General features: G+C 41.3%; 9 protein-coding genes. 2 read left to right on the top strand and 7 right to left on the bottom strand.

Annotation, left to right across the window (positions count from 1 at the left end):
* Nucleotides 1-215: 215 nt before the first annotated feature.
* Nucleotides 216-2,813, bottom strand: a complete 2,598-nt coding sequence (gene topA / locus AACS90_RS14345; RefSeq protein WP_099123133.1) for a type I DNA topoisomerase — start codon at nt 2,811-2,813, stop codon at nt 216-218.
* Nucleotides 2,814-3,377: 564 nt separating this feature from the next.
* On the bottom strand, nt 3,378-4,424 hold the full coding sequence (gene sohB / locus AACS90_RS14340; RefSeq protein WP_099123132.1) for a protease SohB: 1,047 nt from the start codon (nt 4,422-4,424) through the stop codon (nt 3,378-3,380).
* A 267-nt stretch (nt 4,425-4,691) separates the two neighbouring features.
* On the opposite strand from sohB, the gene AACS90_RS14335 reads away from it, so the two are divergent.
* Complete coding sequence (locus AACS90_RS14335) at nt 4,692-5,456, top strand: YciK family oxidoreductase (protein WP_099123131.1); 765 nt, start codon at nt 4,692-4,694, stop codon at nt 5,454-5,456.
* A complete protein-coding gene (gene cobO, locus AACS90_RS14330; RefSeq protein ID WP_099123130.1) occupies nt 5,456-6,052 on the top strand; it encodes a cob(I)yrinic acid a,c-diamide adenosyltransferase in 597 nt (198 codons plus the stop codon). The genes AACS90_RS14335 and cobO overlap by 1 nt, the downstream gene beginning before the upstream one ends.
* Before the next feature lie 82 nt (nt 6,053-6,134).
* Here cobO and rluB read toward each other — a convergent pair whose 3' ends face one another.
* The 5 genes from rluB to AACS90_RS14305 form a co-directional block, all read right to left on the bottom strand.
* Nucleotides 6,135-7,058, bottom strand: a complete 924-nt coding sequence (gene rluB / locus AACS90_RS14325) for a 23S rRNA pseudouridine(2605) synthase RluB (protein WP_099111897.1) — start codon at nt 7,056-7,058, stop codon at nt 6,135-6,137.
* Nucleotides 7,059-7,121: 63 nt separating this feature from the next.
* Nucleotides 7,122-7,742 (bottom strand): L-threonylcarbamoyladenylate synthase, encoded by a 621-nt coding sequence (locus AACS90_RS14320; RefSeq protein WP_099123129.1) that lies wholly within the window; start codon nt 7,740-7,742, stop codon nt 7,122-7,124.
* 17 nt (nt 7,743-7,759) lie between these two features.
* A complete protein-coding gene (rnm, locus tag AACS90_RS14315) occupies nt 7,760-8,632 on the bottom strand; it encodes an RNase RNM (protein WP_099123128.1) in 873 nt (290 codons plus the stop codon).
* 256 nt (nt 8,633-8,888) lie between these two features.
* Entirely contained in the window at nt 8,889-13,922 is a 5,034-nt protein-coding gene (locus AACS90_RS14310; protein ID WP_099123127.1) for a trypsin-like serine protease, read from the bottom strand.
* Between the two features lie 29 nt (nt 13,923-13,951).
* Entirely contained in the window at nt 13,952-16,327 is a 2,376-nt protein-coding gene (locus tag AACS90_RS14305; RefSeq protein WP_099123126.1) for a hypothetical protein, read from the bottom strand.
* Between the last annotated feature and the right edge of the window lie 288 nt (nt 16,328-16,615).

Raw genomic sequence — 16,615 nt, 5'->3', positions numbered from 1 at the left:
CGCAAGGTGTTTTAACAAATCAAAAGGGGTTTTTATAGCTGCCTCATCGCTGAAAGCTCTACGGAACCCCCTGCCTAGCAGGGGGTTTTCTATATACAAAAAAGCCAGTCCTGAGAACTGGCTTTACAGAAAAAAAAGTCATATTTTAATTCAAAAGTAAAATATCTGTCTGATTATATTTCAATAGATTGGCTGGCAACCCATTATAATAATCATCACTTTTCTTTGACCGTCCATGTACCATCAACAAAAAATGCGGTCCAGCCCGTCGCTTTACCATTTTTCTCTGAAGAGACATATTGTTGTTTTGTCTTACGGCTAAAACGCACAATCGTTTTATTCCCTTCAGGGTCTTCAGTCGGTGCTTCCGCCAGATAACGCAATTTCTCAGGTAAACGGTCTTTAAACTGAGCCAGTTCTTCAACTAAAGGCGCACGTGTTTCACGTGATTTCGGGAATGTGCTGGCAGCCAAAAATACACCGGCAGCCCCATCACGCAGAACGAAATAAGCATCTGACTTTTCACACGGCAACTCAGGTAATGGCACAGGATCTTCCTTCGGTGGTGCAACTTCCCCACTACGCAAGATCTTGCGGGTATTTTTGCACCCTTCGTTTGTGCATCCCATATATTTGCCGAAACGCCCCATTTTCAGGTGCATTTCCGAGCCACATTTATCACATTCAACGATAGGGCCGTCATAACCTTTGATACGGAATTCGCCGTTCTCTACTTCGTAGCCATCACAAGCAGGATTATTACCGCAGACGTGTAATTTACGCTGGGTATCAATCAAATAACTGTCCATTGCTGTGCCACATTTAGAGCAGCGACGGCGGGCACGTAGCGCATTCGTTTCCGCATCATCGCCTTCAAGAATGTTCAGTATTTCATTTTCCGGGATCAGGTTAATAGTTTGCTTACAACGCTCTTTTGGAGACAATGCATAACCTGAACAACCTAAAAATACACCTGTCGTTGCGGTACGGATCCCCATCGGGCGACTACAGGTCGGGCATTCAATAGAAGTAATGACCATCGGATTCGGGCGCATTCCGCCTTCTTCCGGGTCTTTGCTGGCGATGTCCAGTTGCTCACTGAAATTGACGAAAAACTCATCCAAGACGCCTTTCCAGTTTGCTTCATTGTTTGCAACGTGATCGAGCTGATCTTCCATTCTTGCCGTAAAATCATAGCTCATCAGCTCGTTAAAGTTTTCTTCTAAACGATCGTTGACAATTTCACCCATTTTTTCCGCGTAGAAGCGGCGATTTTCAACCCGCACATAACCACGATCCTGAATGGTGGAAATGATTGAAGCATAAGTAGATGGACGGCCAATACCGCGTTTTTCCAGCTCCTTAACCAGTGACGCTTCACTAAAGCGCGCCGGTGGCTTAGTAAAATGCTGGCTTGGGAGCAATTTTTGTAAATCAAGGCCCGTCCCTACTTCCACGATAGGCAAAGTACGGTCATCATCTCCTTTACGCAAGGCAGGCATAACTTTTGTCCAGCCATCAAAACGTAAGGTACGGCCTTTTGCCCGCAATTCGAAATCGCCGGCCTGAACAGTCAGTGTGGTTGAATCGTATTTTGCCGGAGTCATCTGACAGGCAATAAACTGGCGCCAGATAAGCTGATACAATTTCTGGGCATCAGCTTCCATATCTTTCAGTGCTTCAGCCATAATCTCAACATTAGACGGCCGGATAGCTTCATGGGCTTCCTGCGAATTCTCTTTGCTGCTGTAAATATTGGCTTCTTTAGGCAGATATTTATCACCAAAGTTATCACTGATGTAACCGCGCACCATGCTCAAAGCATCCTGACTCAGATTAGTAGAATCAGTACGCATATAAGTAATGTGGCCTGCTTCATATAATTTCTGAGCCATCATCATGGTTTTCTTTACGCCAAAGCCTAACCGGGTACTGGCAGCCTGTTGCAGCGTAGAAGTAATAAACGGCGCACTCGGCTTACTTGACGTTGGGCGATCTTCACGGTCAGTGATCTTATAACTGGCTTTTTCAAGTAAAGAAACGGCAGCCTCAGTCTGTTGAGCGTTAACTGGCTTAAATGGTTTACCCTCTTTATGGGTAACTTCCATATGGAGCTCAACGCCCCCTTTAGCCATGAGATCCGCATATATCTGCCAGTATTCTTCCGGAACGAATGCTTTAATTTCCCGTTCACGATCAACAACAAGACGGACAGCTACGGATTGAACACGGCCAGCAGACAACCCTCTGGCAACCTTTTTCCACAATAATGGTGAAACCATGTAACCAACCACGCGATCCATAAAACGGCGCGCCTGTTGTGCATTGACACGGTCAAGATTCAACTCACCCGGCTTATCAAAAGCCTGAGTAATAGCGTTTTTGGTAATTTCATTAAAAACAACACGGCTGAAACGTGTATCGTCTCCGCCAATGACTTCCCGCAAATGCCAGGCAATGGCTTCCCCTTCGCGATCAAGGTCCGTTGCCAGATAAATATGCTGTGCTTTTTCAGCCAGTGTTTTCAGCTCTGCTACCACTTTTTCTTTGCCGGGCAAGATCTGATAATTCGCTTCCCAGCCATGGTAAGGGTCAACTCCCATTCGGTTAACCAGCGCTGTTTTCTCATCTTTTTTAGTTTTCTTTTTATTCTTATCGGTAGATGAGCTCGAACTCTTTTGACTCGTTGTACCACTGGTCGGCAAATCACGGATATGACCAACGCTGGATTTCACAACGTAGTCATTTCCCAGATATTTATTGATTGTTTTGGCTTTTGCCGGGGACTCCACTATAACAAGAGCTTTACCCATAGTTACCTTTACCTAATTATCTTCTTTTCAGATGGCGAAAATTACGAAGTTATGTTGCGGTATATAAAATAGATCTCTTTTTATATTGCGATAGATTCGCAAGATATCAACTAATTTTTATCCCAGACTTTCGCTCAAACACCAAACCCTTTGAAATATATGAGATATTTTATACATAAACGCATACCATGCAATGACATGGCCTAACAGTTGTAAACAAAATCTTCCATCTGCATGACGAAAAGCCCACACTGTACCTGATAAAAAACGATGCGCAACAACTTATTTTTCTGGAAAGCAGAATAGATGCAAACTAGAACACTTCCTGTCAAGCGGCAATTGCTGGTATATAAACCAAATGAAATGATTAGGAAAATTGTGATTTTTGTGCAAGGTAAACTATCTCTCAAGATAGTTCAGACAACATAAGGCAGGAAAAACTTTCTTAATTTATGGAGCGGATAATATGACTGCCATTCTGACCGTGTCATACTATCCGCCATTAATGTAGCTATATGATATTGTTTAATCTATAGTTTACTGCATGTATCGCCAGATTTACTGTCAGAGCAGTGGCTTCTGGCCTCTTTGCCACCAGCGCATCAGCAATTTATCAGCACTTTCCATTGCACTTCCCATGAAACGTTCAACTACACGCTTACGGCGAGCATAGCCGACTCCAATCACTTCACAGTGTTCAATTTGTGAAATCAGGAAATCATCACTGACACCAATTTCATCAATCAATCCAAGCTCTTTTGCCTGTGTGCCATACCAATACTCACCTGTCGCGACTTTATCGACTTCCAGTGCAGGACGATGATCATGAATGAACGATTTAAATAAGTTATGTGTTTCATTCAATTCTTCCCGGAATTTCTGCCGTCCCTGTTCAGTATTTTCTCCCAACATGGTCAAAGTACGTTTATATTCGCCTGCTGTATGCAATTCGATATCAACATCATTTTTCTTCAGTAACCGATGGATGTTTGGTAATTGCGCGACCACACCAATTGAACCAATGATGGCAAAAGGCGCAGCAATAATACGATCAGCCACACACGCCATCATATAACCACCACTTGCCGCCACTTTATCTACCGCGATTGTCAGTCGGATACCTTTGTTTTTCAAACGAGCCAGTTGAGATGCAGCAAGCCCATAACCATGCACCACACCACCGGGGCTTTCCAGACGTACCAGAACTTCATCATTTTTATCAGCAACAGCCAGAACCGCACTGATCTCTTCACGCAGAGAATCTACTTCATGGGCATCCATACTGCCCTTGAAGTCAAGCACATAAAGACTGGTTTTCGGTTCGCTCTTCAGGCCGCTTTTTGCCTCAGCCTTTTTCTGCTTGGCTTCACTTTTTTGCTGTTTTTTCTGCTCTTTCTGCCAGATTTTCAGCTCTGCCTCACTCATTCGAGCCTGCTGCATCTGACGTTGTTTTTCCTTATAAGTTTCACCAAGATTGGTCAGGAGCAATTCGCCTTTGTGCATTGTCTTACGCACACCAACTCCAATACAAAATACTACCAGAACGACGACTGCCAGGACGATAGTCACTACTTTTGCCAAGAACAGTCCGTATAGAGAAACATACTCCACAGATCCACCTTTCTTCATTAATGATGAACAATATATATTTCATTTTAACCAAAAACCTGAAACAGTGCTCTAACAGTTTACTTTGCTTCTGTTCCGTCAAATCTACTTCAGAAAAAATAATTAATATAACTTATCTATTTTCACAAAAAAGAAAGCAGATAAACTTTTGTCAATTTGACGAAAACACGAAGTTTTGTTCTGATAAGACGCTATGTGCTACACCTATCTACCCGCCAGATTTAAAAACTGTTTATAGAAGAGAGTCAGATGTTAGATTACCAACCAAAGAATGACCTGCTGCAACAAAAAATCATTTTAGTCACTGGTGCCGGTGATGGTATTGGCCGTGAAGCTGCACTAACTTATGCCCGGCATGGTGCACAGGTTATTTTGCTTGGACGCACAACGGCAAAACTGGAAGTGGTTAAACAGCAAATCGAAAATGAAGGCGGCTTACCTGCGGCTATTTATACGATGGATCTTTTAACTGTGACGGCTAATGAATGCCAGACTTTTGCTGACGAGCTGGCACGGCATTATCCCCATCTGGATGGCGTATTACATAACGCAGGTTTATTGGGGGTTGTCGCGCCCATCACAGAACAACCCGTCCAACTTTGGCATGATGTGATGCAGGTGAATGTCAATGCCACATTTATGCTGACTCAGGTACTGATCCCACTGCTATTGAAATCCCCCCGGGGTTCTTTGGTATTTACCAGTTCCAGTGTAGGGCGTGAAGGCAGAAGTGGCTGGGGAGTTTACTCTGTTTCCAAATTTGCCACAGAAGGTCTGATGCAGGTTTTAGCACAGGAATATCAGGAAACGTCCCTGCGGGTTAATTGCATTAATCCGGGTGGAACCCGCACCAGTATGCGTGCCAGTGCATTTCCTGATGAAAATTCCGCCAAATTAAAAACACCTGCCGATATTATGCCCGTTTATCTTTACTTGATGGGAGATGACAGCCAGCATGATTCAGGTATCAGTTTTGATGCACAACCGGGCCGCAAAGCGGGACCAGCCGAATAATGACAAGAGATAACAGCCAGTACCAAAAAAGGCAGCAACGCCTGAAAGAAAAAGTCGATGCCCGCATCGCTGCCGCACAACAAGAGCGCGGTATTGTTATGGTTTTCACTGGCAATGGAAAAGGGAAAACAACGGCTGCATTCGGGACTGTCACCCGTGCAGTTGGTCATGGTCAACGTGCTTGTGTCATTCAGTTCATTAAAGGAACATGGGAAAACGGAGAAAAAAACCTGCTGGAAAAAAATGGGGTTGAGTTTCATGTTATGGGAACCGGATTTACCTGGGAAACCCAAAATCGGGAAACAGATACTCACGCCTGTCAGTCAGTATGGCAACATGCCTTAAGATTGTTATCCGATCCTTCAATCCAGCTTATTGTGCTTGATGAACTCACGTATATGGTCAGTTATGGGTATCTGGAACTTCGCGAAGTTCTGACAGCATTGAAACAGCGCCCTGCCAGCCAGTCAGTTATTATTACCGGACGAGGTTGTCACCGTGAGTTGCTTGAATTTGCCGATACCGTGACAGAGATGCGGCCGGTCAAACATGCCTTTGATGCGGGAATCAAAGCCCAGAGAGGTATCGATTGGTAAGCAATATGTCTGGTAAAAATCATTGAGTGATGGGAGCCGCTGTTTGAAAGCGCAATAAGCGCTAAACAGCGGCCTGAGAAGATTAACGGCCTTTAGGTGTCGTTTTTCTTCCTGTGTTCTGGCGGGAACTACTTGCAGGACGTTTTCCTGCCGGGCGAGAAGCTACCTGAGCATGTCGCCTTACTGCACGGCGGATCTGATTGGCTTTGAGACGGCGCTGGTCGCGTTCAACCGCAACTTTGGATACAGTCTCTTCATTCAGCTCAACCAGCTGGCGCAAATAGTTAGTTTGTTCCAGACCTAATTCAGTCCAGCCACCACGAGGTAAACCTTTCGGCAGATCAATATCACCATAACGAACGCGGATCAAACGGCTGACCTGCACGCCAACGGCTTCCCATAAACGTCTGACTTCGCGGTTACGCCCTTCCGTCAGAGTAACGTTATACCATTGGTTAATACCCTCCCCACCTTTAAACGAAATCGTCTTAAATGAAGCCGGGCCATCTTCCAACTGGACACCTTGTGTCAGTTGGCGCAGTTTTGCGTTATCTACTTCACCAAAAACACGAACCGCATATTCACGTTCAACTTCACGGCTTGGGTGCATCAGGCGGTTTGCCAGTTCACCATCTGTTGTAAACAGTAACAGACCACAAGTATTGATATCCAGACGCCCAACGGCAATCCAGCGCGCATCCTGCATTTTTGGCAAACGGTCAAAGACTGTCGGACGGCCTTCCGGATCATGGCGGGTACACAACTCACCTTCAGGTTTATAGTAAGCCAGAACACGGCAAACTGTTTTTTGTGACTCTTTGATATTTAAGATCCGGCCGTCAAAGCGGATTTTTGTGCCGGGTTTAACTTCAATACGATCACCCAACGTTGCGATCTTGCCATCAATACTGATGCGCCCCTGTTGAATATATCCTTCAATTTCACGGCGGGAGCCATGACCAGAACGCGCAAGAATTTTTTGTAACTTTTCTGTTTTATCGCTCATTGAGCAACCTCTGCTGTCGCCTTCACAGGCGTCGTATAATAAAAAAATAATAAAGTGGTTATCTTATAAAAAAGGCGTTACATCGCCTTCGCCTTCGCGAAGAACCACTGGTGAATCTTCGGTTAAATCCACTACCGTTGTCGGTTGCTGCCCAAGATAGCCACCGTGAATGATTAAATCAACCTGTTTACCCAGCGCATCTTTAATCTCTTCCGGATCAGATTCCGCAAAATCATTTCCGGGTAAAATCAGACTACATGACATCAGAGGCTCACGCATTGCCTCCAACAGCGCTAATGCTATAGGGTTCGATGGAACACGCAGCCCTATCGTCTTACGTTTCTCATTCATTAAACGGCGCGGCACTTCTTTTGTCGCCTGCAGGATAAATGTGTAATTACCGGGTGTATTATTCTTAATTAGCCGGAATGCCTGATTACTCACATGGGCATAAGTCGCAATTTCTGATAAATCACGACATACCAGCGTAAAATTGTGCCGCCCATCCAGTTGACGAATTCGGCATATACGGTTCATTGCGTCCTTGTTTTCGAGGCAGCAGCCAATAGCATAACCTGAATCAGTAGGATAAATGACAACTCCGCCCTTTTTCAGTACTTCCACACTCTGGTCAATAAGACGCATCTGTGGATTGTCAGGGTGGATATAAAAAAACTGGCTCATAACAATAACCTCTACTTCTATGCAGCTCCGCTCTGTGACCAATCGTGCCATATCGGTACAACATCACCGGGTAACCACAAATTACGACCGAGTTCTATCCATGAACAAGGCTGGTGAAAATCAGACCCTAATGATACTTTCAGCCCATATTCTCTTGCCAGTTGACCAAGTTGTTGCCTTTCATTAGGTGCTTGTTGGCATTGTGCAACTTCCATTGCATCACCACCATGTTGTTTAAACCAGATAATCAAGCGTTTCAGCCATTTCATTGACAAACCATATCTACCGGGATGAGCAATCACTGCCTGTCCTCCGGCCTGATGAATGGTTTCAACTGCCTGCTCGATTGTACACCATTGAGGCGGAACATAACCGATTTTTCCTTTCGCCAGATATTTTTTGAAAACCCGCTGGATTGTCGGCTCAATTCCCACTTCAATCAGATAACGGGCGAAGTGCCCGCGAGTGACCTGCCCACCATTGGCTAGCCGGGATGCACCTTCCCAAGCACCGGGAATACCAGCTTTAGCTAACCGATGCCCGATTTCAATGCCACGCTCTTTTCTTAAATTAACCTGATTAGACAGGAATGATTTTAAGGCAACGGAGTTAATATCAATATTTAACCCAACAATATGAATTTCCATATTTTGCCATAACGTTGAAATTTCAACGCCAGAGATTAATTTCATAGGCAACTCATTCTGCCTAATATGGTTTAAAGCTGCCGGAATACCTGCCGTTGTATCGTGATCCGTAATTGCCAGTACATGAATGCCCATGGAAATCGCTCTGTCCACGAGCTGATCAGGTGATAAAACGCCGTCTGAAGCAGTCGTATGACTATGTAGATCATAGCGTTTTGTCATTTCACTGATGGCTTCAGTCATTGTTCTTTACCTGTGTGTTGGATGAAAAGCAGGCGCACTGTCTATCAGCTATCAGGCGATATGACGTACAAAGCGGGAATGATACCACAGTGATGGCGATTGCAGGGGCTAAATACCGAATAGACTTCGTTATTTAGATGGAAAAGAGAAACCCTATCGAACTATGATAGTCGTATCAGATTCGATAGGATTGAAATAGCATGTCTATTCACTGTATCTATTTTTATCAAATCGTAGCAATAAAAAGATGAAGTCTTTATTTCATATATAGACGATAACAAAACTTGCTTTCTGTCTGAATGGGTTTCCCACAAAATGTTCCAGAACTAGAAACTGTTAATTTGTACCAACCTAAATGTTTAAGGTTTACATCAAAACTCCAGTACCCCTTATCATCAGCAGTTATGCTACCTGCACCAACATTTCCTGATATCATTGTTTCGCTAGCTCTATGACACCTATAACTCCTTCCATAATCCAGGATATCATATGACACTTCCATTTTCGGTTGTGAATATCCCCCTATAAGCATATCTATTGAAGAACTATATGTAGAAAAAATTCCCCCATCTACTGGTTGGGAGATACTCAAAATAGCCGCATTCACATAATCTACTTTCTCATTTTCATGGATATGACCATTCACTGTAATAGTCTGCTTCGCTTTTACCTGATACCTTCCCGGCGTTACATTCTCCAGAGTACAGTTCCATGAACCATCCATTGTTGAAACTTGTACAGGGCCGCATTTATAGGCATTGTCACCTACCGATAAAGAAATATCAGCACCCTTTGTTGCTGTTCCTGTAATTGGAATAGAAATAGTTTCATCTGGGGCTGTACATATAGGAGCTGCCGTAGGATTAATCGTAATATCGCGCATATAGATCACATCAAAATTGCGTATTACAGGCTTACCTGATGCCATATTATCAACCCATTGCTGGGCCTTGAGCTTATATGAGCCCGGAATTGATTCCATTGCCGGACAAGACCAACTCTGATATTCATCAACATAAACACTACAACTTAGCGTGTCTGCAACCAGTGTGTCTGAAATATGTACGGTGATAAGAGCACCGGCCTGTCCTTTACCGGTGATGGTATAGGTTGGAGTTGTGATTTGCTCCCCTTCTTCAGGTGCCAGTATGCGCATTTGCAAATTATCCCCATAGCGCACTTTAAAGCTCCGATTAACATGGGAGCCGGCATCATCCACCACCGTCACATGATAATCTCCCGGCACAGAACTATAAGGCCCGCATGTCCATGTATAATTATGTTTATTGAGCTTCGCGGAGCACTCATCATGACCAGCGAATGCTTTGACTGTCACTGAGTTAATCTTCTCCTGCATCGTGCCACTAAAAGTATATGACGGGGCTTTTATAACTTCGTCTTCTTTAGGAGACTGTACTGTTAGTGCATCTTCTCCCACATAAAATGCCACTTTGGCTGTAGATTGCTTCACCTTATCCAAAAAGGCTGTTGCTACCAATTGTTTTTCTCCTTTAACGGAGGTATCTAACCCGCTAATTCCTTGCCAATGCCCCTTATCATCTACAGTGATGCCATTCTGACAAACCTGCGATAACTCTTTTACATCCAGGCATACTGTCGTTCCCGGTACTCCGGTACCCGTTGGCAGGATATTTGCGAGATACTTATATAAGCCACCGTTATGTGGTTGCGTGATAGTGACTGATTTAGTGGTTTTAGTCTGGACTTCAAAAGAAACAGATGAATGTGAATTTTGTGTATCATCAATAAACTGCTCTGCGGATACAGTATATTTCCCCTCTTCCGGATGATAAGTCCCACAGGACCATTTACCTGATTCATCAACAGTGGTAATACAATCTTTAGCATTACCAAACCCTTTGATGTATACATTCGCATTCTCTTCCCCAGTTCCTTCAATCGTAAAAGGGAGAGTTGTTATTTTTGCGCCATGAGTAGGGTGAGTAATATCTATCTTTGTTTTGGCGACGACATATTTGCGAGTAACCTCAGAAGTCCTTTCATAATTACCTCCAAACTCCGTCGATTTTGTTTCTTTATACTGAGCCGCATATATATAAAACGTCCCTTCATTTGATGCTAATAATGCAGGTTTATTAGGACAAGCCCATTTCCCTTTTGAATCCACAGTAGCAGAACAGATCATTCCCTCATTAGACCTCGGGAGTGTCATGTTTTTGGGTGGTAGAAAATCTTTTGCCCCAGTAACGATAATTAATTGATTAGGGCTTCCCTGACCTTCTATGGATATCCCGTCATCTAGCCTATATTGAGCCCCCTTGGCAGGCGAGGTAATACGTATAGGGACAGTAAAATGCCAGGTAATAGGATCTCCGACATGTGCCTTATTGTGAGTTTCCTGCAATTTAACCGTATAAGTATCTCCACCTGAAATAGCATCAGGCTGAATAACCAAATTCCAAAAGAAGCCAAGACCAGTACTGAATGGAGAGTTAGCTAATGAAGACACACCGCCAAAAATTGCTCCGAATATATCACCGAGAAAACCACCAAAACCACCAAAACCACCACCTCCCCCACCAGCTCCTCCACCTCCTCCGGAACCACTTAATGAGCCAGAAAGGCGAATTGGATTATCCGGATCAACAGTTGAATTATCTTTAGGATTCTCTACTTCAAATTTTTTCTTGTCCGGATCATCATCATCATTGTCATCTTCAATAGTCAGGCGTGTAGTATCTTTAGCGACAACTTTACCTTCGTTCATTAGTTCAGCAATTATTTCATAAGTTCCTACAGGAAAAATGATTGGATCTCTACACTCCCAATTACCATTATCACTTACAACAGCGCCGGTACAAATAGTCGTTTCTTTAGCCAGTTTTTGGTTATTCCCCTCCGATTCAGATAAAGAAGGATCTATTTTACGCCTTTTAACATCAACCTCATCGCCGGGAACATTAGAACTACCTGATACATAACTTGGCGTTCCTTCTGTAATCGTCTCTCCTTTGGAGGGTGTTTCAGTCTTAATGTCAGGTGTTTTTATTACAAAATAAGTTTTGTCAACAGATGAAATATTCCAATACTCTCTAAATCCCTTCAGCCCCACAGGATGATATGTATCTGCCACTTCGATATAGTAAGTCCCGTCTTCTAATTGATAATCTGGTAATTTAATAACCCAAGTAGGAGGGCTACCTTCTAGTGGAATAGGCAAAATGTCATGAGTTCCATCTAATGTTATCGGGGAGTATGTTTCTTTGCCCTTATCTTTCATGTGGATAGAATATTCGGATGGTAAAATAATATCACCATTTGGCCAGGTATATTCACTTCTATCACCTCCATCGCCTTTAAATTCCCGACTACTTTGATTTGCAGGATCTATCGGTACTGGTTTTTCATCCGTAAATTTATATTCTTTTCTAAACGCCGGGAATAAATAGCCTCCTTGTAAATGCCCTTTATTCCAAAAAGCTTGATCAAGTGGATCAACATGGTCAATTTTCTGTGTTATAAAAATATTAAAACCTCTCAGGTTATCACTAGGTTTATCTATTTTGTCGTTAAGCATATACTTTGTACCAGAATAATCATTACCACAATCAAAGTATGAGCGATCAAAAAAACAAAAAAATTTAGCTGAACTATCCAACTCCAGCTGAAAAGGAATCATTTTTCCATACTGTTTTTCCTGACTAACTTTTATACTTGGTCTTTTTGTTTCTTTAGGCTGAAATAATATATTAACCTGATCATAAAGATGCACTTCCTTTGTTTCTTGTCTCGCTGTGATTGTATAATTCCATTCTATTTCTCCAACGGGATTTTCAATTCCCTCAAGGTCTTGTTTTATAGTGCATGACCAAATCCCATATTCTGTTGTTTTTATTGGCTGCTTGGGGCCAACATCCTTACATAAATTATCTTGAGTATATTTAATCTTATTTATATTAGATTGCAGTATAAGCCGCACTTCTGACTCAGGATCTGCATACCCACGAATTGTAAAATACTTAGTAAATACAGTTGACTTATCTGCCGGGTAAACAATACCAAATTCCTTTGAAATGGAAGATATTTTTGCTTGTATGTTATCTTCTCTCCATTGTATAGCTTTAGACAAACCATCTGATGACTCTTTCGCTATAATCGTTACATTTTGCTCTTCTTCTTTATTAATTCCCTCAGTGAAAAATTCACTATTCGGGATACTACACGTCCAATTACCTTCACGACTAGTAACATCGTTACATTTAAATGTTTTGGAGGGAGCGTCATTAATAGAATAAATGAGTTCCATTGAGCTTTTCGGCCTTCCCCATCCCTTAATAATAATATATTCACCTCTCTTTCTTAAATGTCCATTCCAGTCTGGATTTTCAATCCAGATTTGTTTCATCTTCTGAGAAAACCATTTTCCAGGAGAAAAACTATTGATAAAGTTTATCTTATTATTATGTTTTCCTGTCACATCTGAAACTACAAAAAATGGATAATAACTATTATGAGTATCCCCCTCTTTTACACTAGGAGCATCAAACCCAAAGGAATTAACACCAATAATGGTGTTATTCCAAATAATCGGACCACCAGAATCACCATGTTGTATAACTCCGGGAGTTAATCCTTCTTTTTCATTTGCCTTTAGAATTAATCCATTACCATTACGAGAATCGAAAGCAGGAGAGACAATGATAGTATCAGCACGGTATTGCTTATTACCCTTATTGTCCTGTTCTTTTCCTGATTCTTTATCAATTCCTCTATATCCATATCCATAGACATCAGCGTAATAATATTCACTATTTAGTTTTTCATAAGCTTCATCATAACTGAAAAAACGACGAATTCGACCATATTCTTTCCCATCCAATTCTAATGGCTTATCCAGCTTTAAAATTGCCAAATCATGTCGATCAGGCTCAAATCGCCCAGGAATATTCATCGGTATAAAACCATGGATAGATGCCGTCATTTTTTGACCATTAGGACTAACCACATAATAAATTGACTCTTTCTTTGTTTTCGTCTTTTCACAATGTGCCGCGGTTAGAACATACTCTGGTGCAATCAATGAACCTGAACATATACTATTCCCTTCATCATTTTTATCATTTTTATCATTTTTATAGTAGATATCAACCACCCAAGATTTACATTTATCGCTGCTAATCTCATTACAACTTTCCTCTCCTCCTGCAATAGCTTTCAAGGGGGTAGATTTAAATTCATTTTCAGCAAATGAATGATTAAAATGTAATAAAGAAAATAATAATATAAATAGAGTTCTAACAATAATCATTCCAATCTCCTTAAATATTAAGGCGATGATTAATTTTGAGCAACGCAATCCATCCCACGATCGCTACCGGTGCATTTAAACGTTTTTTCACCTCTACCAGCATAATCATCAGAATCATCAGATTCTTCTTTAAATATAAAGATATACTCTCCTCTATTTGCATAATTCTTATATCCATATTTCCAGTCACCATTTTCATCAGAAGCAGCCTTTTCTAAAAGACCAAATCCATCAAGTGATATTTCAACATACACATTTAAATCCATATAAGAAATGTCAGTAATAGTTGGCATCGCTGTTCCATTAAACAGAGTAAAAAAACTGTCCTTTTCAGGTACTACAGAAAAAATTTTAGAGCTAAGTATTACTACTTTATCTTTCTCATTGGTAAGGAGCTCACCAGATAAACTTTTGCCAACAGCGTTAATGGTGATAAAGCCCATTGGTACATCCTGAGCTTCATAGCTCCAATAACCATTATCAAAAATGGCAGGCGATTGTGAATCATTAGTATCATATGATACATAAACGATAATATCGTTATTTACCGTACCTTCAATTGGAATATTCTGTGTATTTTCAGTACCTGATGAAATTCGTTCCTCTTTTTTAGGCTTCGTTATCTTCACAGAACATTCTTCCGTAGAATAATCCACGCTGGACATTCCTCCGGGTAAGAGAGATTGATGAGTAGCCTGCAATTCTGATGAAGGATCGGAAACCTGTGCTTTATAATTAATAGAACAAACAGCCTCTAAACCTTCCAGACTCCATTCACCTGTATCTGTATCAACAGTCGGCGTATAACTTTTTGCTGGTGAATAAATAGACCCATCACGATTATAACCCGTGATTTGAACTTGCATGTGTTTTTCATCATCCGCTGTATCACTATTTATCCGACCCGATAAGCTGTATTTTCCGGGAGGAATAGTTTGCCCATCCTGCATTGACGTAATCGTTTCTCCACATGGAGGACCATTAAACGTTACCCCCGAGTTTTCCATATCAGCAATACTCACTGTACCGGTAATACCGCACGGCATCCAGAGATGTGCCGTCCAATTATCGCCATCACCTGTAGGCTGAGTTGAATAACTGTTGCTATCGAAACTGGTGACAAGATCAGGCCAGCCTCCATCTTCACTATGGCCTTTCCCCGAAACGGTAATATAGTTATTGCCAACGGTGGAATTAGGTTTCGGGCTGGTTATCTTTGCCGGGCAACTTTGTACAGAATAATTGACTTCTGGTAGACCCGGCATTCCCGATGTATCAATATAGCCTGAAGACACAGATGAAGAAGCTTTATACTTAATGGAACAAACAGCTTCTATATCTTCCAGACTCCATCGACCTGTATCCGTATCAACAGTCGGCGTATAATTCTTTGTTGGTAAATAAATCGATCCATCACGGTTATAACCCGTAATTTTAACCTGCATACGTTTTGATTCATCAATCGTATCGCTATTCACCAGACCAGATAAACTGTATTTTCCAGCAGGAATAGTTTGCCCATCCTGCATTGAAGTAATTGTTGCACCACACCAGGGACCAAATAACATTACGCCAGCATTAACTACATCTTTAATTTGAATGTCACTCTTGATATAACAAGGCCACCAGATTTGCGCCATCCAATTATCACCATCACCTGTAGACCGAGTTGGATAAGTTTCACTCCAAACAAAGGCGTAAATCTCAGGTAAGCTTCCATCTTCATTGAGCCCTTTCCCTAAAATTGTAGTATAGTTGTTGCTTAACTGTGTTCCCGATTTAGGAGATGTAATTCTTGGCGACTCCGAGTTTTTATCATCTTTTATAGTGATAGTAATGTTATAATCGTCTGTAATAAGTGTTCCATCATTATTTAAACAATTATTACCACCACAATCGGCGGAAACCTCTAACCCACATCCCTCCTGCGTATTAACATGGTAAAACCAACCCATCCCTGGGCCGAGGAGCGCGAACGGATTATAAGAAAAATTCAAATCAACATAGCAACTTTTATATTCTTTATTATTAAAATAAGTTGTTGCTGTCCAACTAATGCTTTTTGTTACTTGAGAACATACTGGAAAAGAAAAAACACTGTTTCTAATTTCAATTTGTTGTGTTTTTTCGTCTCCCGCCTTCAAATTAATACTTTTTTCTCCTGAGTTATACATACAATGATCGTCGTTTCGATAAAGATTTAATTTATCATATTTACTCGCGTTTTTAATTGTTAAATTGTAATAAGAAGAAGGAGGTACTAAAAATGGCTTTCCTTTCGGTTTATCTTGGTTATTTATCTTATAGGGAACAATAACATTTTTATCTAAATCAATTGCACTAGAGTTATGAAAAAAAATTGGGGTAATAAAAAACAACATGGCATATAAGTTTATTTTTTTCATAAGATAATAGCTCATTAAAAAATAATGCCGTTGATGAAAAACAACAGAAGTAATTCACAATAAATTCATAAAGAATAAAATTCAATCAATTGTGTTTATAAAAAATGAGCCATCTGTTATAGATTTAAACTACTGATCGATACAACCCATTCAATATACACAGAAGAAAAATACATCGAAAAAACGGTTGACAAGTAAACACGGACCCAGTTTACTAGTACGCAAGATTTGCTTGTTGAACACATATTACTAACACTCTACTTTAACAAGGCACTTACGATGATCACA

Origin of the sequence: Xenorhabdus sp. KK7.4 (genome assembly GCF_963876465.1) — a bacterium.
In the GTDB taxonomy this organism is placed as follows: Bacteria; Pseudomonadota; Gammaproteobacteria; order Enterobacterales; family Enterobacteriaceae; genus Xenorhabdus; species Xenorhabdus stockiae.
This window is presented reverse-complemented; position numbering and strand designations above follow the sequence as displayed.

Bases quoted from the DNA above. Each gene is read 5' to 3' on its own strand.
- AACS90_RS14320 (WP_099123129.1), bottom strand. From the start codon at position 7,742: ATGAGCCAGTTTTTTTATATCCACCCTGACAATCCACAGATGCGTCTT.
- rnm (WP_099123128.1), bottom strand. From the start codon at position 8,632: ATGACTGAAGCCATCAGTGAAATGACAAAACGCTATGATCTACATAGT.
- AACS90_RS14310 (WP_099123127.1), bottom strand. From the start codon at position 13,922: ATGATTATTGTTAGAACTCTATTTATATTATTATTTTCTTTATTACAT.
- topA (WP_099123133.1), bottom strand. From the start codon at position 2,813: ATGGGTAAAGCTCTTGTTATAGTGGAGTCCCCGGCAAAAGCCAAAACA.
- cobO (WP_099123130.1), top strand. From the start codon at position 5,456: ATGACAAGAGATAACAGCCAGTACCAAAAAAGGCAGCAACGCCTGAAA.
- AACS90_RS14335 (WP_099123131.1), top strand. From the start codon at position 4,692: ATGTTAGATTACCAACCAAAGAATGACCTGCTGCAACAAAAAATCATT.
- rluB (WP_099111897.1), bottom strand. From the start codon at position 7,058: ATGAGCGATAAAACAGAAAAGTTACAAAAAATTCTTGCGCGTTCTGGT.
- AACS90_RS14305 (WP_099123126.1), bottom strand. From the start codon at position 16,327: ATGAAAAAAATAAACTTATATGCCATGTTGTTTTTTATTACCCCAATT.